General features: G+C 57.1%; 18 protein-coding genes. 12 read left to right on the forward strand and 6 right to left on the reverse strand.

Features of this window, described 5'->3' with window-relative positions:
* Positions 1–13: 13 nt before the first annotated feature.
* Positions 14–1,378, forward strand: coding sequence for an ethanolamine permease (eat, locus tag AC0IXS_RS05420; protein ID WP_025995250.1), 1,365 nt, complete (start codon positions 14–16; stop codon positions 1,376–1,378).
* Positions 1,379–1,505: 127 nt separating this feature from the next.
* Entirely contained in the window at positions 1,506–1,673 is a 168-nt protein-coding gene (locus AC0IXS_RS05425) for a DUF2897 family protein (RefSeq protein ID WP_002552826.1), read from the forward strand.
* Between the two features lie 40 nt (positions 1,674–1,713).
* On the opposite strand, the gene AC0IXS_RS05430 is transcribed toward AC0IXS_RS05425, so the two are convergent.
* The gene (locus AC0IXS_RS05430) at positions 1,714–2,541 is read right to left on the reverse strand and encodes a substrate-binding periplasmic protein (protein ID WP_122668520.1); all 828 of its coding nucleotides are present in this window, start codon (positions 2,539–2,541) and stop codon (positions 1,714–1,716) included.
* A gap of 270 nt (positions 2,542–2,811) precedes the next feature.
* On the opposite strand from AC0IXS_RS05430, the gene AC0IXS_RS05435 reads away from it, so the two are divergent.
* The gene (locus AC0IXS_RS05435) at positions 2,812–3,354 is read left to right on the forward strand and encodes a 3'-5' exonuclease (RefSeq protein WP_471824068.1); all 543 of its coding nucleotides are present in this window, start codon (positions 2,812–2,814) and stop codon (positions 3,352–3,354) included.
* 176 nt (positions 3,355–3,530) lie between these two features.
* Complete coding sequence (gene ppnP / locus AC0IXS_RS05440; RefSeq protein ID WP_122668521.1) at positions 3,531–3,812, forward strand: pyrimidine/purine nucleoside phosphorylase; 282 nt, start codon at positions 3,531–3,533, stop codon at positions 3,810–3,812.
* Positions 3,813–3,868: 56 nt separating this feature from the next.
* Here ppnP and AC0IXS_RS05445 read toward each other — a convergent pair whose 3' ends face one another.
* On the reverse strand, positions 3,869–5,647 hold the full coding sequence (locus AC0IXS_RS05445; RefSeq protein WP_122668522.1) for an ABC transporter transmembrane domain-containing protein: 1,779 nt from the start codon (positions 5,645–5,647) through the stop codon (positions 3,869–3,871).
* A gap of 295 nt (positions 5,648–5,942) precedes the next feature.
* On the opposite strand from AC0IXS_RS05445, the gene AC0IXS_RS05450 reads away from it, so the two are divergent.
* Positions 5,943–6,122 (forward strand): PA1571 family protein, encoded by a 180-nt coding sequence (locus tag AC0IXS_RS05450; RefSeq protein WP_122690063.1) that lies wholly within the window; start codon positions 5,943–5,945, stop codon positions 6,120–6,122.
* A gap of 52 nt (positions 6,123–6,174) precedes the next feature.
* Here the strand turns inward: AC0IXS_RS05450 and pdxB are convergent, their stop codons facing one another.
* The 3 genes from pdxB to rlmM all read right to left on the reverse strand — a co-directional run bounded on the left by pdxB (position 6,175) and on the right by rlmM (position 8,788).
* On the reverse strand, positions 6,175–7,329 hold the full coding sequence (pdxB, locus tag AC0IXS_RS05455) for a 4-phosphoerythronate dehydrogenase PdxB (protein WP_471824071.1): 1,155 nt from the start codon (positions 7,327–7,329) through the stop codon (positions 6,175–6,177).
* Positions 7,330–7,400: 71 nt separating this feature from the next.
* Positions 7,401–7,655, reverse strand: coding sequence for a sulfurtransferase TusA (gene tusA, locus AC0IXS_RS05460; protein WP_137202622.1), 255 nt, complete (start codon positions 7,653–7,655; stop codon positions 7,401–7,403).
* 50 nt (positions 7,656–7,705) lie between these two features.
* Positions 7,706–8,788, reverse strand: coding sequence for a 23S rRNA (cytidine(2498)-2'-O)-methyltransferase RlmM (gene rlmM / locus AC0IXS_RS05465; protein ID WP_137202623.1), 1,083 nt, complete (start codon positions 8,786–8,788; stop codon positions 7,706–7,708).
* Between the two features lie 188 nt (positions 8,789–8,976).
* On the opposite strand from rlmM, the gene acnA reads away from it, so the two are divergent.
* The 5 genes from acnA to AC0IXS_RS05490 all read left to right on the forward strand — a co-directional run bounded on the left by acnA (position 8,977) and on the right by AC0IXS_RS05490 (position 16,206).
* Complete coding sequence (acnA, locus tag AC0IXS_RS05470) at positions 8,977–11,721, forward strand: aconitate hydratase AcnA (protein WP_122690065.1); 2,745 nt, start codon at positions 8,977–8,979, stop codon at positions 11,719–11,721.
* A 111-nt stretch (positions 11,722–11,832) separates the two neighbouring features.
* Positions 11,833–12,624, forward strand: a complete 792-nt coding sequence (locus AC0IXS_RS05475; RefSeq protein WP_122668526.1) for a CPBP family intramembrane glutamic endopeptidase — start codon at positions 11,833–11,835, stop codon at positions 12,622–12,624.
* A 98-nt stretch (positions 12,625–12,722) separates the two neighbouring features.
* Positions 12,723–14,288 carry a methyl-accepting chemotaxis protein gene (locus AC0IXS_RS05480; protein WP_004880845.1) on the forward strand — a complete coding sequence of 522 codons (1,566 nt, stop codon included), beginning with the start codon at positions 12,723–12,725 and terminating at the stop codon, positions 14,286–14,288.
* A 303-nt stretch (positions 14,289–14,591) separates the two neighbouring features.
* Entirely contained in the window at positions 14,592–15,254 is a 663-nt protein-coding gene (locus tag AC0IXS_RS05485) for a hypothetical protein (protein ID WP_122690068.1), read from the forward strand.
* A gap of 424 nt (positions 15,255–15,678) precedes the next feature.
* Entirely contained in the window at positions 15,679–16,206 is a 528-nt protein-coding gene (locus AC0IXS_RS05490) for a hypothetical protein (protein ID WP_449116765.1), read from the forward strand.
* A gap of 67 nt (positions 16,207–16,273) precedes the next feature.
* Here AC0IXS_RS05490 and AC0IXS_RS05495 read toward each other — a convergent pair whose 3' ends face one another.
* A complete protein-coding gene (locus tag AC0IXS_RS05495) occupies positions 16,274–18,433 on the reverse strand; it encodes an autotransporter family protein (protein WP_471826190.1) in 2,160 nt (719 codons plus the stop codon).
* 441 nt (positions 18,434–18,874) lie between these two features.
* Between AC0IXS_RS05495 and AC0IXS_RS05500 the strand changes: the two genes are divergently transcribed.
* Both AC0IXS_RS05500 and AC0IXS_RS05505 read left to right on the forward strand, forming a co-directional pair.
* Positions 18,875–20,755, forward strand: coding sequence for a hypothetical protein (locus AC0IXS_RS05500; RefSeq protein WP_206756827.1), 1,881 nt, complete (start codon positions 18,875–18,877; stop codon positions 20,753–20,755).
* Between the two features lie 47 nt (positions 20,756–20,802).
* On the forward strand, positions 20,803–22,710 hold the full coding sequence (locus tag AC0IXS_RS05505; RefSeq protein WP_320471267.1) for an Ig-like domain-containing protein: 1,908 nt from the start codon (positions 20,803–20,805) through the stop codon (positions 22,708–22,710).
* The last annotated feature ends 62 nt before the right edge of the window (positions 22,711–22,772 follow it).

Raw genomic sequence — 22,772 nt, forward strand, 5'->3', positions numbered from 1 at the left:
CAGGGAGATAACGATGAGTACTCAACTCAAGCCAACGCTAGGCACGCTGCATCTATGGGGGATCGCTGTCGGACTGGTGATTTCCGGCGAATACTTCGGCTGGAGCTACGGGTGGGGTGTGGCAGGCACGCTGGGATTTCTGGTAACAGCGCTGATGGTCGCCACCATGTACACCTGCTTCATCTTCAGTTTCACCGAGCTGACCACTGCCATTCCCCACGCGGGTGGCCCATTTGCCTATAGCCGTCGCGCTTTCGGTGAGAAAGGCGGCCTGATCGCCGGCATGGCGACGCTGATCGAATTCGTCTTCGCGCCACCGGCCATTGCTCTGGCAATCGGTGCGTACCTCAATGTGCAATATCCCGGGCTTGACCCCAAGCATGCCGCAGTCGGTGCCTACATCGTGTTCATGGCCCTCAATATCATGGGCGTGAAGCTGGCGGCGACCTTTGAGCTGGTGGTGTGCATTCTGGCGGTGGCCGAGCTGCTGGTGTTCATGGGCGTGGTCGCACCCGCCTTCAGCTTCAGCAATTTCGCCCTGAACGGCTGGGCAGGCTCACAGACATTCGGCCCCGAGGCCATCGCGGGGATGTTCGCGGCAATTCCATTCGCCATCTGGTTTTTCCTGGCCATCGAAGGCGCGGCCATGGCGGCCGAGGAAGCGAAAGATCCGAAGCGCACCATTCCAAAGGCCTACATCAGCGGCATTCTGACGCTGGTGACACTGGCGCTGGGCGTGATGCTGTTTGCCGGTGGCGTGGGCGACTGGCGCACTCTGTCCAACATCAATGACCCACTGCCACAGGCGATGAAAGCCGTGGTCGGCGACAGCTCCGGCTGGCTGCACATGCTGGTGTGGATCGGCCTGTTCGGTCTGGTAGCCAGCTTTCACGGGATCATCCTGGGCTATTCGCGTCAGTTCTTCGCCCTCGCCCGCGCCGGGTATCTTCCGGCTTCGCTGGCAAAGCTGTCGCGCTTCCAGACGCCGCACCGGGCAATCATCGCAGGCGGCCTGATCGGTATCGCCGCGATCTATAGCGACGGTTTGATCAACCTGGGCGGCATGACGCTGACCGCTGCGATGATTACCATGGCGGTATTCGGTGCCATCGTGATGTACATCATGAGCATGCTCAGCCTGTTCAAGCTGCGCAAGACCGAGCCGTTGCTGGAGCGCTCGTTCCGTGCGCCGGGCTACCCGGTGGTTCCCGGCATTGCACTGGCCCTGGCGGTGGTGTGCCTGCTTGCGATGGCCTGGTTCAACATGCTGATCGGCCTGATCTTCCTCGGCCTGATGGCGATCGCTTTCATCTACTTCAGCCTGACCGCCAAGTCCCGCGCCGATGCACCTGCCGACGCCATGCTGACCGGCCTCTGAAGTTACCCTTCCCATAAAACCATGAGGCCGCACGCGAATTGATCGCGCGCGGCCTCTGCATGACGCTTACACTTGAACCAATGAGCCGCACCGCAGCTCAAACCGGTATCACAAGAAGGAGAGCGTTATGCCCTGGTATGCCTGGTTAATTCTGTTGGTTGCAATCGGCTCGATCGTAGGTGGCCTGATGATGTTGCGCGACACGGCAAAGAAGCTGCCTCTGACCGAAGAACAACTCAAGCGTGTCCATGAGCGCAACGCCGAAATGGACGCCAAGGAAGCCAAGGACCGCTGAATCCCGGGGTTGAAAGGCGCATTAGCCTGTCAGCCCTGCCTCACTCCAGAACGACTCCGGCCTGCATCGGCAAGACCTTGATGTTCAACGGCCGGAAGATGGTGTCCAACTCCCCGTCCTCACGCAACTTCTGCAGCAGCTCGCTGAAACGCACGCCATTTATGGCGCCATGCGGCCGCATCAGGGCGTATTGCCGGTAGATCTGGTCGACACGATCAGATACCAGCAGTTGCGAAGCCTCGTCCTTGTTGTGTGACATGAAGTCGATCAGGTAGGAGCGCGTGACAGGCGCGATGTCGGCACGTCCACGTAACACCATCAGCAGGTTGCTGTCGTGGGAATAGGTGGAGGTGATGTTGAAATGCTCAGCCAGGTATTTCTGATCGGCATTGAAACTGGCAAACCCGTAGTGATAGCCACTGAAGATCGCCAGCCGCTTGTCATGCAAGTCATCGAAATAGTTCTGCTGACGCCCTTCGACGCGACGCGCCACATAAACTTCAGCGTCTTCAAGGCCCATGTCCACGGTCTCGTGAGCGATCTCCCTCCAGCCCCATTCAGGATTTTCAAAGATCGCGATGTCGAAACGACCTTCCGCGAAGTCGCGGAACCTGCGTGGCACCGAGGTGGGCACCATGATGAACTGATAATCGTCCTGCTCGGCGTTCAAGGCGTCCACCAGCCGTGGAAGAAGCCCGGCATCCTCGCCTTTTTCAGGGCGGACCATATAAGGCGGGAAATGCACTGCCGCCACGCGAACGATCTGAACGGCGGCAGCCTGCGATGCAGACAGCAGTGACGCGACCAGAAGCGTTCCCAATATTGCCCTGCGCGCAAACGACTCGATTATCACTGCATGTTTCTTCATAAAAACGACATCGATTAAAACCTCACAAGCTATGCGGTTTCGTCGCTTTAAACAACTCTAGAAATCAGCGTACAAGTATCGATTCAGTAGAGGGCTTCTCGAGGGTTCTTCCAACTTGGGACAAACGCACGAATACTCGATGCCAGGGTCGATGCAAGAGAGGGGACAATCAAGATGCGTCCACATGACTACCGGCTGACAAGAGCACTGGGCATAGCCGTGGGTAAATGGCTACGCTCAACCTGACGCATACTGACGGGAGCATTGATAATGCCGCATTGGCTGGTGATTGATCTTGAGGCAACCACAGAAGAAGGTGGTTGGCCTGTCGCGGAAATGGAAGTCATCGAAATAGGCGCGACGCTGGTCAATCAGGATGGCCGGGAGCTGGATCACTTCGAGCGCTTTGTGCGCCCGGTGCGCCGGCCGGTGCTGACTCATTTCTGCCGTGATTTGACCCATATCAGTCAAAACAATATCGACAGCGCCGCGACATTCCCTGTTGTGTGGCCGCTGTTTGAGCGATGGTTGAGCCATCACCGGGCACGCGTCGTGGGATGGGCGAGTTGGGGCGATTACGACCGCAAGCAGTTGGAGGAACAATGGCGTCAGCACGACATGACCAGCGTCTTGTCCGACATGCCGTACGTCAATCTCAAACAACGCTTCGCCCAGGCCCGCCATTTACAACGCCCCGTGGGGCTCAACAGCGCATTGCAACTGGCCGGCATGCAATTCACGGGGCAACAGCATCGCGCACTGGTTGACGCGCGCAACACGGCGAGACTGCTGCCGTTGATCCTGCCCAATTGACCACGGAAGTTCCTGATATCGCCGGCAAACCGCCTCCCACGGTCCGGTGTTTGCCGCAAGACGCCCTGAACGACCGTCAGTCACTTGGTATTAAGCCTTTGGTATTAAAAGTGACGGGGTTTGGCCCGTTGGGCATACTGGCAAGCCCTTTTTAACCCTTTCATAAGGAATCGCCCATGTTCAAGGTTAACGAGTACTTCGACGGCACCGTCAAATCCATCGCTTTCAGCCAGGTTGAAGGCCAGGCAACCATCGGTGTGATGGCGGCGGGCGAATACGAATTCGGTACTGCGCAAAAGGAAATCATGCACGTGATTTCGGGCGAGCTGAGTGTGAAGCTCCCCGACAGCACCGACTGGGAAACCTTCGCCACGGGCAGCCAGTTCAACGTTCCCGCCAACAGCAAATTCCAGCTCAAGGTCAGTGTCGACACCGCCTATCTGTGTGAGTACCGCTGACAGACCGACGTGGGAGGGCCTGTCCTCCCACGGCTTCGCGCAAGACTTTCCACGTCCTACCCCGCTTCATCCATCCCGGCATTGAACTGCAACGCCGCAAGCCTTGCGTACAGCGGGTTGTTGGCAATCAGTTGTTTGTGCGTACCGACAGCCACCAGGCGCCCCTTGTCCATCACCGCAATACGGTCGGCGTTCTGAACCGTGGCCAGCCTGTGGGCGATCACCAGCGTCGTACGCCCTTTCATAAGGCTCGGCAGCGCCTGCTGGATGAGATGTTCACTTTGCGCATCCAGTGCACTGGTGGCTTCATCCAGCAACAGGATTGGCGCATCGACCAGCAGCGCTCTGGCAATGGCCAGACGTTGACGCTGCCCGCCTGACAGCCCCATCCCGCCATCCCCCAGATGAGTCTGATAACCGTCAGCCATGTCGAGAATGAATTCGTGGGCATGAGCGATGCGTGCGGCAGCTTCAACCTGTTCAGAGGTCGCCGCGGCGTTGCCGTAGCGGATGTTGTCTTCGACACTGCCGAAAAACAGCGCAGGCGATTGAGAGACAAACGCGAAACAGCGGCGCAGATCGAGAGGATCAAGCTCGGTGACAGGCACCCCTTCCAGCAGAACACGTCCTTGCTGAGGGTCGTAGAAGCGCAGTAGCAGGTCGAAAAGTGTTGATTTTCCGGCCCCCGAAGGCCCGACGATGGCCAGGGTTTCGCCTGCCTGGATGGCCAGACTCAAGTCATCGACCGCATTGCGTTCCGGATGAGATGGGTAGGCAAAGCTGACGCCCTCCAGCGCCAGTCTTCCGGTGACCCGTGCAGGCAGGCGCTGCAGATTGACCGTCGGTGCGGTGATTTCACTGCGGGCCTGAAGCAGTTCACTGATCCGCTCGGCAGCACCTGCTGCCCGCTGCAGCTCACCGATCACTTCGCTGAGGGTACCAATTGCCATGCCGACCACCAGCGCATAGAACACGAATGCCGCCAGTTCGCCGCTGGAGATTCGGCCGCTGATCACGTCCATGCCGCCAACCCAGAGCATTACCGCGACCGCGCCCAATACCAGCACGATCACGACCGTGACCAGCCACGAACGCTGCAGGATCCGCTTGCGAGCCGTATCGAAAGCCTGCTCGGCGGTGACCGAAAAGCGCTGTTTGTCCTGTTGCTGGTGGTTGTAGGCCTGGACCGTCTTGATCTGCCCAAGTGCTTCGGCCACATAGCTGCCGACATCGGCGACCCGATCCTGGCTTTCCCGCGACAAACTGCGCACGCGCCTGCCGAACATCAGGATCGGCGCGATGATCAACGGCAACGCGACCACCACGATGCTGGTCAGCTTGGGGTTGGTCACGAACAGCAATATGACGCCCCCGACCACCATCAGGGCGTTGCGCAAAAACATCGACAGTGAAGAGCCGATCACTGACTGCAGCAACGTGGTGTCGGCCGTCAGTCGCGACTGGATCTCGGAACTGCGGTTGTTCTCGTAAAAGCCGGGATGCAGTTCGATCAAATGATCGAAGACTCTCTTGCGCAGATCTGCGACAACGCGCTCGCCAATCCATGACACCAGATAGAAACGAGTGAACGTGCCGACGGCCAGACCGAGCGTCAGCAACATGAACAGGCCGATGGAGCGTTCGAGCAATTCCGGCGAACGGGTCATGAACCCCTGATCGACCATCAGCTTGATGCCCTGCCCCATGGACAACGTAATGCCTGCCGTGACAATCAGCGCAAGCAAGGCGCCCAGTGCATGCCATCGATAAGGCGCGATAAAACCCACAGCCAGACGAACGGCCTGACGGTGACGACGGGGAACCACTGAAATCATGAAAAAACCAACCTGCCTGTACGTCTGGATTGACCAAGCCGCCAGCCTACACCTCTCATGCGACAAAAACGCTTGAGGACGTCGGCAAAAATCACTGAACTTGATCAGCGCTTCACAGGTCATGTGGTATGACAGTTTTACGACATCTCTATAAGGGATCGATATAAGCAACGGCTGGCAGATGTATTCTATTTCTGCTGGACTGCAGACACGCTTGAACGACCGAACGGTGTCATCGGGCGGTCATCAAGCGTCGCTAATTTCAAAGCGCAACCCTGATGAGAGGAGAAAAACCATGAGCCTGCAAGAGCGCAGCAACAGCGAAGTCACCATCGTTCGAGCGACCCCTGACCTGCCCGTTGGCGGCGCGATTCTCGACAAGGATGGGCGCGAAGTGGTGATCACTGAGGAGATGGTTCAGGCAGCCTGCCAGGCGTGTGACAAGCTTTGGGTCACCCCTGAAGAACAAAACTGAGTAACACCGAATACCTTGAAACCCGACTCCAGAGTCGGGTTTTTTCTACCTGTCATTCAACCTGCATGGGCACCGCGCCGAGCGCCCGGACAATTGTTGCCAGGGCCTCGGACTCGCCACTCAGGCAGACCTTGAGCCCTTCGATTTCCCGACGCGGTGGGTAGTGTTTACGCAGCGCGTCGAAGGCCAGACGCTGACTGGCGGTATCACCCACCAGAAGACTGCGCCTGAAGTCGGCATCATCCCGACGCGGGTCGTAAACGCCCCGGCACAGCATGTTCAAGGCCCAGACCGGGTCGGTTCTCTCATCCAGCGTCACCTGGGCAAGCCAGGGTCGGGGCAGCAGATCCTCAAGCACAATGGAGGCTGGCTGACCGAGAAAGGCACAGAGCGCCTGATAGATCTGCGCAGTTCCGCGTTGCCGCCCGTCCAGGCTGTAACCGGCGATGTGCGGCGTGGCAATCACACACAGATCAGCCAGCTCCACGTTGACCTGCGGTTCGCCTTCCCAGACGTCGAGCACGGCCTGCAGATCTTCACGATCGAGAAGCACCTCGTGCAGTGCGGCGTTATCGACCACCGCTCCACGGCTGGCATTGATCAGCCAGGCACCTTGCCTGAGCTGGCGCAGACGTGACTCGTCGAACAGGTGCCAGGTCGGTAAGTTGCCGGTTCTGTTGAGCGGGGTATGCAGGCTGATCACATCGCAGCGCTCGACAATCTCATCAAGCGTGACGAAATCACCCGACTCAGCCGCCTGACGCGGAGGGTCGCAAACCAGCACGTTCCAGCCGAGCCCTTTAAGGACATTGACCAGCCGCCCGCCCACCTGCCCGGCACCGACGATGCCATAGGTGCGTTGCGCGAGGTCGACACCTTCGATTTCCGCCAGCGTAAGCAGGCTGCCCAGCACATAGTCCACCACACCACGGGCGTTGCAGCCCGGCGCACTGGACCATTGGATGCCGGCTTCCAGAAAATAGGCCAGGTCCAGATGGTCGGTGCCGATGGTGCAGGTCCCGACAAAACGTACCGCACTGCCTTCCAGCAACTCGCGAGTGACCGGCGTCACCGAGCGCACCAACAGGATGTCGGCGTCGGCAACGGCAGCACGGTCGATGGAGCGGCCCGGCAGACGACGGATGTCGCCAAAGTGAGTAAAAAAGGCGTCGAGCAGGGGAATGTTTTCATCAGCGACAATGCGCATGGGGGGTCTCTCTGAAGGCGGGCATTGGCCCTTGCTCAGCGCGAGCAAGGGCGAGAGGCGGCGACAACCGATCAGTCCAGCTTCTTGCGGATCCAGTACAGAAAGGTCCCGTCACCGGCCTGCTGCTCGATCAGTTCATGGCCGAGGAAAACGCAGAACTTGGGGATGTCGCGGGTAGTCGACGGGTCGGTCGCAATCACCTTTAGCAATCCGCCAGCAGGCAGGTCGCGCACCTTCTGATGCAGCATCATTACCGGCTCCGGGCAGAACAGTCCGCTGGCATCCAGCACGGCATCGACGGTGAAGCTTTCGGTGGATTCAGACATGGGGGGCTCCAGAAACGGGTGGTCATTGTTACCTAATTCGCACGATCACGTCAGCCCTTGCGCGGACGTGCTGTCTTGGCGATGTCCAGTCTGCGCAAATGGCAGGTGACTTCTTCACGGTCGTGATAGAGCTGCTTGCAGCCGATCGATACGCGAATGCCCCGCTCCTTGAAGCCTTCCTCGATACGGTCGAGCAGACGGCGCACTTCAGCGTAGCGCTGTTTCATCGGCAACTTGAGATTGACCACCGCTTCACGGCACAGGCCTTCGCCCAGCCAGGTTTCCAGCAGCGCAGCGTTGCGCGCAGGTTTTTCGACGATGTCACACACCATCCAGTCCACCGGCTGACGAGGCTTGTAGGTAAAGCCGTCGGCCATCAGGTGTTGCACCAGCCCGGTGTCCATCAGGCTTTCCGCCATCGGACCATTATCGATCGCGGTCACCAGCATGCCGCGGCGCACCAGTTGATACGTCCAGCCGCCGGGCGCAGCGCCCAGATCCACGCCGGTCATGTCGCCGGACAGGCGCTCATCCCACTGATCTCTGGGAATGAAGTGATGCCAGGCTTCTTCCAGCTTCAAGGTCGAGCGGCTGGGCGCCTCACGCGGGAACTTCAAACGCGGAATGCCCATCGGCCACATCGCTGAATTGCCCGCGTCGGCCAGCCCCAGAAACACCTCGCGACCACTCTTGAAGGTCAACAGCAGACGCGGCTTGCGCGGGTCGTCGATCAGCTTGCCTGCCTGGTTCAGGGCCTTGCGCAGAGGCGCTTCGAACTTCTTGCAGAAATTCGACAGTTCCTTGCCGTCGTTGGTGTCCACGACCTCCAGCCACAGGCTGCCGCAGACCGGGAAATCGCCCATCTGACCGAGGATCACACTGATGCGGTCGGTTTCCGGCAGGTCCAGAAAGACGCCGCGTGCCCACTGCCGAGGAAAGATCAGTTGATCGAAGCGCCGGCCATTCATCAGCCGTTCGGCACCGTCGGGTTCGCTGCAGATGAACTCCGCGCAGGCGGTGTTGGGGCGCGCCTTGGCGTAACCGGCAACCTCCAGGCGCGCAGCATGCTCGGCGATCTCCGAGCAAACCTCGCTTTCGAAACCGGGCCGGCAATGCATAAACAGCGTATTCATGGTGACTCCTGGGACAACGACACGCGGGCGTAACCCGGCGGACTTGAAAGCCGCGCATGATAACGGAATCAGGAACCACTGGCGCGGCCCGGCAGTCCACTAAGCTTGAGGCCACACGCGGCGTCCACGACCTGATCCACCCGGACCCGCGATTCGTCGCTCACAGATTATTCTACAAGGAGCCGTTCATGCCCTCCCTCGATAGCCTGAAAAGCCTGAAAACACTCGACATCGATAACAAGACCTACCATTACTTCAGCCTGCCCGACGCCGCCCACTCGCTGGGTGATCTGGACAAGCTGCCGATGTCCCTCAAGGTGCTGCTGGAAAACCTGCTGCGCTGGGAAGACGACAAGACTGTCACTGGGGACGACCTCAAGGCCATTGCCGGCTGGTTGAAGGACCGTCGTTCCGACCGCGAGATTCAATACCGCCCTGCACGGGTGCTGATGCAGGACTTCACCGGCGTACCTGCGGTTGTCGATCTGGCCGCCATGCGCGCCGCCGTGGCCAAGGCCGGTGGCGATCCGCAGCGTATCAACCCGTTGTCGCCGGTGGACCTGGTGATCGACCACTCGGTGATGGTCGACAAGTTCGGCGATTCGCAGGCGTTCGAGCAGAACGTCGATATCGAGATGCAGCGCAACGGTGAGCGTTACGCGTTTCTTCGCTGGGGCCAGAGCGCCTTCGACAACTTCAGCGTGGTGCCGCCGGGCACTGGCATCTGCCACCAGGTGAACCTGGAGTATCTGGGCCGCACGGTCTGGACCAAGGAAGAGGACGGTCGCACCTACGCGTTCCCGGACACCCTGGTCGGAACCGACTCGCACACCACCATGATCAATGGCCTGGGCGTGCTCGGTTGGGGTGTGGGCGGTATCGAAGCCGAAGCGGCCATGCTTGGCCAGCCGGTGTCGATGCTGATTCCGGAAGTGATCGGCTTCAAGCTGACCGGCAAATTGAAGGAAGGCATCACGGCCACCGACCTGGTGCTGACCGTGACCCAGATGCTGCGCAAGAAAGGCGTGGTGGGAAAATTCGTCGAGTTCTTCGGCGACGGCCTGGCCGATCTGCCGTTGGCGGACCGCGCCACCATCGCCAACATGGCGCCGGAATATGGCGCGACTTGCGGCTTCTTTCCGGTCGATGACGTGACGCTGGATTACCTGCGCCTGTCCGGTCGCCCGGATGAAACCGTGAAGCTGGTCGAGGCCTATAGCAAGGCACAGGGCTTGTGGCGTCTGCCAGGTCAGGAACCGGTATTCACCGACAGCCTGGAACTGGACATGAGCACGGTGGAAGCCAGCCTTGCAGGGCCGAAGCGCCCGCAGGATCGGGTTGCTCTGCCCAATGTGGCTCAGGCTTTCAGTGATTTCCTCGGCTTGCAGGTCAAGCCTGCAAAAGTAGAAGAAGGTCGACTTGAAAGCGAAGGCGGAGGCGGTGTTGCCGTAGGCAACGAAGCGCAGATCGGCGGCGAGATTTCTTACGAGCACAATGGCGAAACCCATCGGTTGAAGGATGGCGCCGTGGTGATCGCCGCCATCACGTCCTGCACCAACACCTCCAACCCGAGCGTCATGATGGCAGCCGGGCTGGTTGCGAAGAAAGCTGTAGAAAAAGGCCTGCAGCGCAAGCCGTGGGTCAAAAGCTCGCTGGCTCCGGGCTCCAAGGTCGTCACCGACTATTACAAAGCGGCAGGCTTGACCGAATACCTGGATAAGTTGGGTTTCGATCTGGTGGGCTACGGTTGCACCACCTGCATCGGTAACTCAGGCCCGCTGCTGGAACCCATCGAAAAGGCCATTCAACAGTCGGACCTGACCGTTGCGTCAGTGCTGTCGGGCAACCGCAACTTTGAAGGCCGCGTGCATCCTCTGGTGAAAACCAACTGGCTGGCCTCCCCGCCGCTCGTGGTGGCCTACGCACTGGCAGGCTCGGTGCGCATCGACATCAGCAGCGAGCCTCTGGGCGAAGGCTCGGATGGCAAGCCGGTTTATCTGCGTGATATCTGGCCGACCCAGAAAGAAATCGCCGAAGCCGTGGAAAGCGTCAACACCACCATGTTCCACAAGGAATACGCCGAAGTGTTTGCCGGTGACGAGCAGTGGCAGTCTATCGAGGTGCCGCAAGCGGCAACCTATGTCTGGCAGGACGACTCAACCTACATCCAGCATCCGCCGTTCTTCGAAGACATCGGCGGTCCGTTGCCGGTCATCAAGGATGTCGAGAATGCGCGCATCCTTGCGCTGCTGGGCGACTCCGTGACCACTGACCATATTTCCCCCGCAGGTAACATCAAGGCCGACAGCCCTGCCGGCCGTTACCTCAAGGAGAAAGGCGTCGACTATCAGGACTTCAACTCCTACGGCTCGCGACGCGGCAACCATGAAGTGATGATGCGCGGCACCTTCGCCAATATCCGCATTCGCAACGAAATGCTGGGGGGTGAGGAAGGCGGTAATACCGTGCACGTCCCTTCCGGCGAGAAGCTGGCGATCTACGACGCAGCCATGCGTTATCAGCAGGAAGGCACGCCGCTGGTGATCATTGCCGGGCAGGAATACGGCACCGGTTCCAGCCGCGACTGGGCAGCCAAAGGCACCAACCTGCTGGGCGTCAAGGCGGTGATTGCCGAGAGTTTCGAACGTATCCACCGCTCCAATCTGGTCGGTATGGGTGTATTGCCGTTGCAGTTCAAGAACGGGCAGACCCGCAAGAGCCTGAACCTGAGCGGCAAGGAGACGTTGAGCATAACCGGGCTGACCAATGCCGACATCCGTCCGGGTATCGGCCTGCAATTGCGCATCACCCGTGAAGATGGCAGTCAGGAGACGGTCGACGTGCTGTGCCGCATCGATACGCTGAATGAAGTCGAGTACTTCAAATCAGGCGGCATTCTGCATTACGTACTGCGGCAATTGATCGCGTCCTGATAACCGCGACGGCACCTGGGATATCCCCAGGTGCCTGCGGAAGTGGTTAGAAACAAATTCCCCGCCGAAAGCGCTGTAGACTCCCCGATTTAATTCATCAGGGTTATTGCTATGGCCTCACGGCACCGGCTGGCTTTAAGTCTTCTGAGCATCGGGTACGGACTGGCGCTTTTACAGGGCAGCCTCGCCCCTTCAGCGATACTGGGCCTGAGCCTGCTGATCATCGCTGGCGTGTGCGTCCAGAACACTCGCCCTCGCTACGTTCGCGTGATCGGTCACGCAATGTTCATTCTGACGGGCCTGGCGTTGGCTTTAAGCGTGATGCCCGGTTTCAACAACGCGATCGTCATCGATGCCATACGGTTTACGCCCGACGCCGCGCCGTTCACGATGGACCTGAACCTGGACAAGCCTCTGATCGGCTTCTGGCTGCTGCTGGCCTGCCCCTGGATTCTGGTCGGCGTCGGCATTGCCCATTCACTCAAAGTCGGCGTTCTCGCACTCGTCGTCACATCTGCGTTCTGCATGACGACGGCCGTTCTGCTGGGCATCACGGGCTGGGCGCCCAAATGGCCTGCGCAAAGCACGATCTGGTGGGTGAACAACCTGCTCCTGGTAACGCTGACCGAAGAGCTGTTCTTCCGCGCCTATCTTCAAGGCGGTCTGCAACGATGGTTCGGTTCGGCAAGATTCGCGACGCCGCTGGCGATCACCCTCACAGCCTGTCTTTTCGGACTTTCACATCTGGGCGCCGGATGGGAATGGGTACTGCTCGCGGGCATGGCGGGTATCGGTTACGGCGTGGCTTTCCGTTTCGGTGGCCTGACGGCTGCGGTGATCAGCCACTTCGGGCTGAATCTGGTGCATTTCGCACTGTTTACCTACCCTATGCTGGACCGGTAGCTGCGTCTGATGAATCAGAAGCTGCCAGTAATATTCAATTTTCGAGCTGACCGGTCGATAACACGCGAAAGTCTTATTGATCGAAGGACCGAAATCCAATGCGCAATAACCAGCCAATCACTCAACGTGAGCGGACTTTTCCTGCCGAACAACGTCTGATTTCCACCACCGACACCCGCGGCACCATCACGTACTGCAACGAAGCCTTCGTGGACATCAGTGGGTACAGCCATGAAGAACTCGTCGGCGCGCCTCACAATACCGTCCGCCATCCTGACGTGCCGCCTGCCGTTTTCGAACACATGTGGACGACGCTCAAATCCGGCCAACCCTGGATGGGCATCGTCAAGAACCGCTGCAAGAACGGCGATCACTACTGGGTCAACGCCTACGTGACGCCTATGCTGGAAAACCGCCAGGTTGTGGGTTTCGAGTCGGTGCGCATCAAGCCGACCGCCGAGCAGATCCGTCGTGCCGAAGGGCTCTACGCGCGCCTGAACCAGGGCAAGAGCGCAGTGCCAGGGCGCGATAAATGGCTGCCGATGCTGCAGGACTGGCTGCCGTTCATCCTCGTCAGCCAGCTCGGTTTTCTGATCGGTGTATGGCTGAACTCGTCATGGGGCTTTGCCCTGGCCGCCGCGCTCTCGGTGCCGCTGGGCCTGCTGGGGCTGTCGTGGCAACAACGCGGTACCAAGCGCCTGCTGCGCCTGGCCGAACAGACCACGTCCGACCCGCTGATCGCGCAGATGTACACCGACAGTCGCGGTCCGCAGGCGCGTCTGGAAATGTCGATACTCAGCCAGGAAGCGCGCATGAAAACCTGCCTGACGCGCCTGCAGGACACCGCTGAACACCTGAACCATCAGGCACGTCAATCCAACTCGCTGGCCAACGCCAGCTCGACCGGGCTCGAGCGTCAGCGCGTGGAAACCGAACAGGTTGCCGCTGCGATCAATGAAATGGCAGCTACTACCCAGGAAGTCGCCAGCCACGTGAACCGCGCCGCCGAGGCCACGCAACAGGCCAACGAACTGACCCGTCGCGGCCGCGATATTGCCGGCGAGACCCGCGAAGCCATTCAGCGTTTGTCGACATCGGTCGGCGAAACCGGCCTGACTGTGACGCAACTGGCCAAGGACAGCGATGAAATCGGCGGTGTGGTCGACGTGATCAAAGGCATCGCCGACCAGACCAACCTGCTGGCCCTCAACGCCGCCATCGAAGCCGCCCGCGCCGGAGAAATGGGCCGTGGGTTTGCCGTGGTCGCCGACGAAGTCCGGCAACTGGCGCAACGCACCGCCGAATCCACCGGACAGATCCATGGCCTGATCGCCAAACTGCAACAGACCGCAAACGACGCCGTACAAACCATGAACACCGGGCATCGCCAGGCCGAAGAAGGCGTAGCCCGCGTACTGGAAGCCGATCAGGCGCTGGTGGGCATCAGCGAAGCGGTGGCCAACATCACCGACATGACCACCCAGATCGCCACGGCCACCGAAGAGCAAAGCTCGGTGGCTGAAGAGATCAACCGCAATATCTCGACCATTGCCGGATTGGCCGACAAGACTTCGGATGAAGCGCATCGCTCTGCAGTATTGAGCGCGGAATTGACGGATACGGCAAATTCGCAATATTCGTTGGTGGAGCGGTTTAATCGGTAAGGGAATAGTGTTTGGAAGAGCCTCGGCAGATTTGGGTTTGTCGGGGCTTTTTCTTTTCATGCAGCCAAGCCAAATGCACTCAGCAGGACAGTAATTCCTACAACAATATCTGTGTACTGCGTAGGTCACTTCTCTAACCATTCACATGAGAGAAAAACAGGCGAAACAGGTTTGACAATGACGCATACATCCTATTAGTTAAAGTTCAAGCAATAGCATCTACGCCCTCAGGCGACATCACGCATTGCTTAAACCTCAACAACAAGCGTGCCGACGTACCTTGCTAATTAATTGGATAAGATCATGAACACTTTCAAGAATATTGAGCTGTCAGCTCCTGTCATTCCCGTAGCCGATTATGACGGCCTTATAAAGGTAGCGGATCTGGCAGCGAACATCGAGGTTCTGTTTACCCTTACAGGTATGATTCAACAGGGCGATCTCTTCGAGTTGAAAATTAACGGTACTGAAACAGTCTTTGATCAGATCATTTCTGACCCAAACCCACCAAGCGAACTGTCGTTCATCATGAATATACATCCACGCTACTTGATGAATGACGGATCCTACACTGTCCACTATAGCTGGACTGGCTTTCCAGGCATGATCACGCAGGACTCGCTAAAGACAGTCATCCGAGTAGACCGCACTGCACCCGGCGCAACCCTCCTCGCCCCAATCATCTTCCCGCAGATCAACTTCGGGGAAGTCCTGAAAGGCGCGATCCCTGGCTACGCGGACATGCATTCCGGTGACCGAATTCAGACCCTGTGCAACGGCATCGAAGGACCGGTTCACGTGGTCACACCGCAAGACCTGACCGACCGGCCTGTGCAAATCGGCTTTGAGCGTGAATTTCTGACGAACCTGGACAGCGAGCACATCACGTTCAGCTATCAGGTAGTCGACCGGGCAGGTAATGTTTCGATCATGGCGCAACTCGTCGAGTTGTCCATGCAGCGTTAAGCCTTACAAAGGCACTCATATGAATACTTGAAAAACCATCGTTCACGCGAACGCGTGAACGATTTCGGTAAGAATGTTGAGCGAAATATCCTACATAGGAGTGGGATAAGGATGATTGCAGAATCTTTTTCTAATTTTCAGAAATTACTGTAGTAAGCGTCCTACGCTACTCGTGAAAAATTGATCGCACCGAAAGATCCGAATTCAAGCCTGACCCCTTAAACACGGGACCAGCAGTCATAAATAAACATTTTAAACAGACACAACCTGTAACACCATAATCAAATACCTGCTGTACACTTCGCCAATGGCGAATGACTTGATATTGACTGCAGATTGCCTTGTAATATTTGCCGTAACGACACACCGCCGTTGCAAACACAACATACCCATAACAACTATCGATATTAGGCAAGGGAACGCGATGAGCGAAGATGATTCGAAAACACCACCCCCGGTAGAACGACCGAAAGAAGACGCAGTAGACGTGGTCGAAGAACCCGCTGCTGCTTATGCAGAGAATAAGCCTGCGGTTGCAGCGATGCCGCCGTCTGATATTTCAGACACGTTGAAACCGCCTCAACTGCCCCATGTCAATCCTGACGCCATCACTCAGGAGCAAGTATTTTCAGGCATCGTTATTCACATACCCGGATCCGTAAAACTGTGCGAAGGCGACGTGATCATCTTTTACTGGGGCAGGAATGCATCCCAGACACAGGTCTATCACCGTGTCGGAGCGAACAGCATCGTGCGAGCGATGTGCCTGTCCTACCACTTCATGGCCGAGCCGCAGTACGGGCTTGTCGATCTCTATTATGAAATCCATCGGGATACACACCTGATCGGCACGTCACCTGCATTGAAAGTGACCGTCAACTATTCGCCTCCGCTGACGCCCAAACAACGACAACGAAAGCGCTGGATCAGCCGCCGCTTCCCCGATAACTGACTGAAAAGCCCCCGGTGAGCGATCACCGGGGGCCTTGGACTGGATGAAACCTGCTGCGCTCTAAGCGTTAAAACGCCAAGCTCAGCCCCACATTGGCTCCCCAGGGTTGCTCGACATGCTTGCCTTTCATGTAATCGAAGTCCGCATGCACCTGCAGGCGCTCGGACAGCGATACCGACACACCGGCACCCAGTTCTGCCCTCGAGCCGAACAGGCTGTTGTCGAACTTCGCATCATTGACGCTCACGTCGTTGCTGCGCGAGAACTCCTGTGCCAACGCGACACGCACATAGGGTTGAAGCACGCCGCCGTCCTTGAGCGCGATGGTACGACCCGCCGAGGTGCCGACCTTGCCCAGCAGCGAGTGGGTACGGTCGTTCTTCGCCTTCAGGCCGTTGTCCATGCGGTAGTCCTTCCCTTCAACAACAACACTGGACAACTGAGCAAAGGGTTCCAGAAAATAGTCGTCCGCCAGCTTGATGTGGCGACCGAACTCTACCCAACCGCCCACTGCGGTGTTGCTGTAATCACCCTTGGCCTGGCTGGAATCACTCATCGCCACCTTGGCCTTGTTGCGGAAGCGGTTGAGCTTGAGCACCCCATCCAGGTAGTAGCCATCGTCCGCCAGCCAGGTGCCGTAAGCGCCCGCATAGTAGCTGTCGATCTTGCCCGACGTGCCACGGCTCAAATCCAGATCGGACTTGCTGTAACCGCCCAGCACACCGAACAGCAACTGACCGTTGCTGACCTCGACCGGCGCATCCGCACCGAGCGAAAGTCCGCTGATCTGCTGCCGATAGTCCACGCCGTCACCGGTCGTGGCATTGAGGCGACTGCCATAGGCGCGCATCCAGCTGCCGCCCCGGCCCGTGCCACGAATTTCTCCCATGCGCGTTCGCAGCGTCGAAAGCTCACCCATCCACACCGTTGGCGCGGCATTGAACAATGCCAATGCACTCTGAGTGGACGGACTGATCACCTTGTCCTCGCCCACGATGAACCAGTCATTGCCTTGCTGCTTCAACTGATAGGAAAAAGCACCCAGGTCCACTCGGCCGCCGAGCAGACTGAACCGCGCGTCGCCGCCCTCGGTGTGGACCACTTTCAGCGGCTCCATGTCGGAAGAAACGACCTCCAATCCGGTATTACGCACCCGCAACCCGAACTGCCCGCTGGCCTGACCGTTGACATCGATCAGGTCGCCGACGCCTTGGTCCAGATCCACCCGCATGCCAAAGCTGCCCTGCCCCGACAGCTCATTCAGCGACAAGGTATGAAATCCCTCTTCAGCGAAATTCACACTACCGCCGTCCATGGACAGCGACCTGATGGCGTTATCCCCCACCATCTGCCAGTTGCCACCGGACTTCACAGCCAGGATGTTGCCATTGATGATATCGCCAGTGAGACTCGCGTTGTTTTGCAACGTCACGTTCAGGGTGCTGGTGTCATCCGAAACCAGATTTCCTCCAAGCGTACTGTTATCCACTTTGAAATCCACAATGCTGCTTTCAGCGACTTCCAGCAGATTGCCGTTACCGGAAAGCAACTTGGAACTGTTTTGCACCGTAATATCTGCGCGAACATCGAGCAAATCACGATAATATACCCTTATGGATGCACCGCCTATACCTTCAACGGTCGAGTTATCGATAGTGATGACAGATTCCTTTTCCAGCAATTGACCAGACGCCGGATCTATAATCCTGATACCACTCTCATCACCCACAATATAGCTACCTTCAGCAATGACCATATTCGGGCCAGCAGCGCTGATACCGTAACCCGGGCTACCCAACGGGCTCCAAGCGTGACCATACACTTTAGTTGCTCTGATATCGACATCACCAAAGACTCCAGCGCTTATTCCGACGCCTGCCCCAGTCACTTCGCTGGAACGGACTTTCAACGTGGAACCGGAAGAGGGAGTACCGGAACTGCCGACACGGATAGCGGGTTGAGAACTCCCCTTTACCGTAGCGCCGTTGATGTCTGCAAAGCTGCCATCCAATAGTATACCTTGCTCTACATAACCCGAATTCATAACCAGCTTCGCGTCTCTGAATGAGGCTCCTTGTATCCTGCCGTTGTCGATAATATTGAGTTCACCTGAGTCCATGACGTTATAGTAGTCGGGGATCGTGGTAGTCGAGTCTACCGTCAATGTCTCCCCGCTAACGCGTACCGCCATAACCGTCTGCCCGTCAGGCAAATGTAAAGGCTGCATCAATCCGCCAGTTTGAGTATTTGCCAAGACCTTGCCTACCAACGAAGCGCCGATCAAAACAATCACGCAACGTGAAACAAGGTATCTTTTTTTTCTGCATGCTTTTACCGAATAATTCACCGCCATCTCCTCAGTTGTCGAAGCAGGAAAATTAGCGTGATGACACTTTTTCTGTAGGCATCAGCATCTGCAATAAATGTAGGAAAACTCCGAATTAAATATAAATAAAATCCTACAACCAAGCCATCTCAAGGCACGAATAAAAAACAATTTTTTAAAACGAGAAAAAACCAAAAGCACCTATTGACATAAACCCGAAAAACCTATTACGTCAAATCGTGACTTAGACAACCGGCAAACAAAACCGCCACCGAACGTCTCTCGCACAATTACCTGAAAAAGCTCCGAAATCTTATTACATAACCCACTGGGAAATCAGTTATGAAAACAGCATTAAACAGTATTGTTTCAGACCCCATTCATGTCCTGAAAAAACATGCCAAGGGTCAACCGTTGGAACTGGTTGCACCCGATATCGAAGTTGCCTTCCATGATCAGGACACGCCAGGCCTCATTCCCGTCAACGCGCTGGATGCTCCGTTGACTGTCACTCTCAAGGTCTGGCCTGGTGCAGTAAAGGGCTACGGCTATCAACTTCATTTCGACGATGAAGATTCTGGGCCTATTAAATATATTCTGGAATCTGATACACCAGGTGACCTGCTGACGCTCGAAATTCCGACAGACCTCATGACCGAAGGGTTTCACAAGGTTCAGTATAAGGCTACCAACCCTACGAACGAGGTAAGGGAATACTCGGGTGTCTTCAGGATTCAAATCGACAAAACACCACCCGGCGCGCCTGAACTGGCAGCCATCCAGTTTCCGCCCGAAATCCAGAATGGACTGACTGCGGCAGAGCTTGATCACTTGGGTGGCAAGCTTGACGTGCAAATCGCTGGTTATACCGGCATGAGGAAGCACGACCTCATTCAAACATGGTGGGGTGGCATTGAAGGCCCGAACGCGGTGGTTAGCGAAGACGACATGGGCCTGAACAAAGTCGTCATTACCTTCACGCGCGAATTTCTGGAAAGTGCAGGCGATCAGGAACAGTTGGTCAGTTATCAGGTCTTTGATCGGGCAGGGAACGCGTCGATTTTCTCAAATCCGGTGCCTGTCGTACTGAGACTTCAGGACACGCCTTCAAACTTCCCTGCTCCCGTTATCGACCCGTCAGTTGGAGACCTGATCGATTACGTCGAAGCGAAGACAGGCGTTCTGGTTGATATCCCCCACTACCCTGGCGCAGCGGCACTTGATCACATCCAGCTTTTCTGGGGCGACGACAATCCTCTGCTGCCGGTTATCCTGCCCGGTGGCGATGAGAATGAAGACATCGTCATGACAATTCGGGTGCCTTATGAAGCAATTATGAATCAACCGCAAGGCAGGGTAAGCGTTCATTACGAAGTGTCACGAAAAGAAGAAGTCGCGGGCCTGTCCTTATATACGGATATCGACGTTTTCGCTGCCTTGCCTTTCCCGGCCCCCCTGGACAGTCTGGTCATTCAGGGCACCAGTGTGGGAAACCCCAACAAGGACGATAACTTTATCGACGAGGATGACTATGAACTGAATGGACGGGCTGTCGTAAAATGGAACACAGGCCTGACGATCAGTGACGACTTGAATCTTCATTGGGGTGAGCAAGTCAAGCCGCAGTGGTATCAAATCAAGTCGAGTGACGTGTCCAACGCCAGAGACCTTATCATTCCTATCGATGGCGACATCATCAGAAGTCAAGGAACAGGCCCGGCAATTCCGGTGCATTTTACAGTCACCCGAAGCGGCAACCCCAACCCTGTCAAATCTCCGGTACAACCAGTCACTGTGAGATCCAAAGAAGACCAGCCGGGCGGGCCTGATGGTCTTGAAGGTCCTAAATTCAACCTCACGTCAAATGGCGTTTTGGGCCCCAATGAGAATCCCGATGGTGCATTTGTAACTATCGCGCCCTATGCCAACATCGCAGAAGGGCAACGTATCACGTTCACGTTCAAGGGCTTTGATAAAGCCAACAACCCGATCGACAGTGCAACGTATATTGCGACTCGGAAACTGGACGAGATCGACAGCGTGGACGGTTATCGCTTCAAAGTCCCTTTTATTAATACCCGGATGATTTGCACCGGCTTTGCGGAGGCCAGCTATACGGTCAATCCTGTAGAGGGCAGTAACCAGAGCCCGGCCAACTCGGTCACTACCCGAGTTATTGTCAATATGCTGAAACCTTCCGAAGTCACCTGCTACCTGCGCTGACCGTGCGGGCCTCACGGCCCGCAACTTAACATTAAAAGGATTTTTGTATGGATAACAACCTCGCACTCAATGCAGACACCCCGGTTCTGGAAGCGCCAAGCATTCCGGTAGCGTTGGATAACGGCGTAATACCGATTGCTTACCTGGACAGTCCACTTATCGTGGAGTTCAAAGTCTGGCCAGGCGCAATGCCCGGTTATACTTATCAGCTCTACTTTGACCACACCCTCATCGGCCCCAGGCAACCCATTCTGGAGAGTCATAAACCAGACGACATCCTGACGCTTGAAATCCCCGCCGGCTTGCTCGTTGAAGGTAGCCATACTGTCGGGTACGAAATAGAAAACCCTGTCAACATGGTGACCGAGCAATCTCTGGAAACCGGAATCACAATTGATCGCCTAAGACCAGGCAGCCCCGTCCTGGCTCCCATCCTGTTTCCGAAGCAAGTTCAGGACGGTCTGAACTCGGACGAACTTAAAGATATGGGGGATATCCTTTCGGGAACGGTTGCCAGCTACAGAGGCATGGAAGAAGGCGATGTGATTCGCACTTACTGGAACAATGTGCCAGGCCCAATGGCGGTCGTCACTAAAGATGACATGGGGTTGAAGCGGGTGATGGTCGACTTTGTCAGACCTTTTCTGGAGCTGATCGGCGATATCGAAGCCCCGGTCTATTACACGGTGACCGACCTGGCGGGCAACCTGTCCATGAACTCGGAACCGTTGGTGGTCAAACTGCAACTGTCTGCAGAGATTCCTTTGCCCACCCCCACCGTAAAACAAGCCAACGGCGACACCCTCGACCCAACCAACGCCCCGAATGGCGCAACCGTTGTCATCGACGCCAGCGCAAGCTTCAAGGCCGGTGATCGGGTCACCGTACAGTGGAAGGGTCCGAAAGGCAGCGATACCAAGGAAAAAACCCTCATCGACAGCGAGGCTGGTCAGCCGTTGGAAACCGTCTTCGCCCCTGCGCTGGTGGTCGCCAATGCCGGGCAGAACGTTGAAGTGGTTTATACCGTCAACCGCGCCAATGGATTGGTGCAGACGTCGGAGACTCTGACCTTGAAGGTTCTCGCTGGCCTGACGAAGCTCCCGGCACCGAGCATGGACACGGTCGGTCACGATGGTGTGGTCAAACCGTCGTTGATTCCTGAATCCGGGGCAACGGTGCGGGTGAGTTACCCGGGCATGAGCGGCGAGGACAGTGTGGTGCTCAACTGGCGCGGTCTTTCCAGTCATGACACGCCGGCCAAACCTGCGACGGGCAATGAGCTGCTGTTCAACGTTCCCAAGGCATGGATCATCGCTTCGCAAGGCGGTTCTGTCAGCGTCACCTACACCGTGACGCGTGACAGCGTTTCCAAGGGCTCAGTCCCATTGTGGCTCACGGTGGAAAAGGAGCTGGTGTTCGATACCTCGCCCGTCACGCTGGCGGGCAAGGTTTATCTGATTCCGAGCGTGCCGGATCTGCTGCCTTCGCTTCCGGCTGGCACCAGCGTCAGGCGACAGGCTTCGGGTGGACAGGCACCTTACCGTTACACATCGAGCAACCCGCTGGTGGCCAAGGTAGACGGCAATGGTCTGACGACCGTGCGCGGCAACGGCAAGGCAACGATCTCGGTCACCGATGCATCGGGGGCCAGCAAGAGTTATCAAGTGACCGTCACCAAGGTCATTCACTGCCTGGGGCTGGGCAGCGGTAGTCTGTCGCAGATGAGCAGCGCAGCCTCGGCCAAGGGCGGCAGAATTCCGTCGATCAACGAGTTGAAGGAAATCTACGCCACCTATGGCAACCGCTGGCCGCTGGGCAAAGGCAACTACTGGTCGTCGACCGTCGCGGCGGTGAACCTGGTGGGCTGGAAATGGTACTACGTGAAAAATCTGGTCACAGGCGCAGACTTCAAATTGCTGCACCACAATGCCAGTCTTGGCGTCGCCATTCGCTAAGCGATTGCTGAAGCGTTAGCCAGGGCGTTACGTGAATAACGTAACGCCCTCTTTTCATGTAT

Source organism: Pseudomonas sp. AC016 (assembly GCF_979253365.1).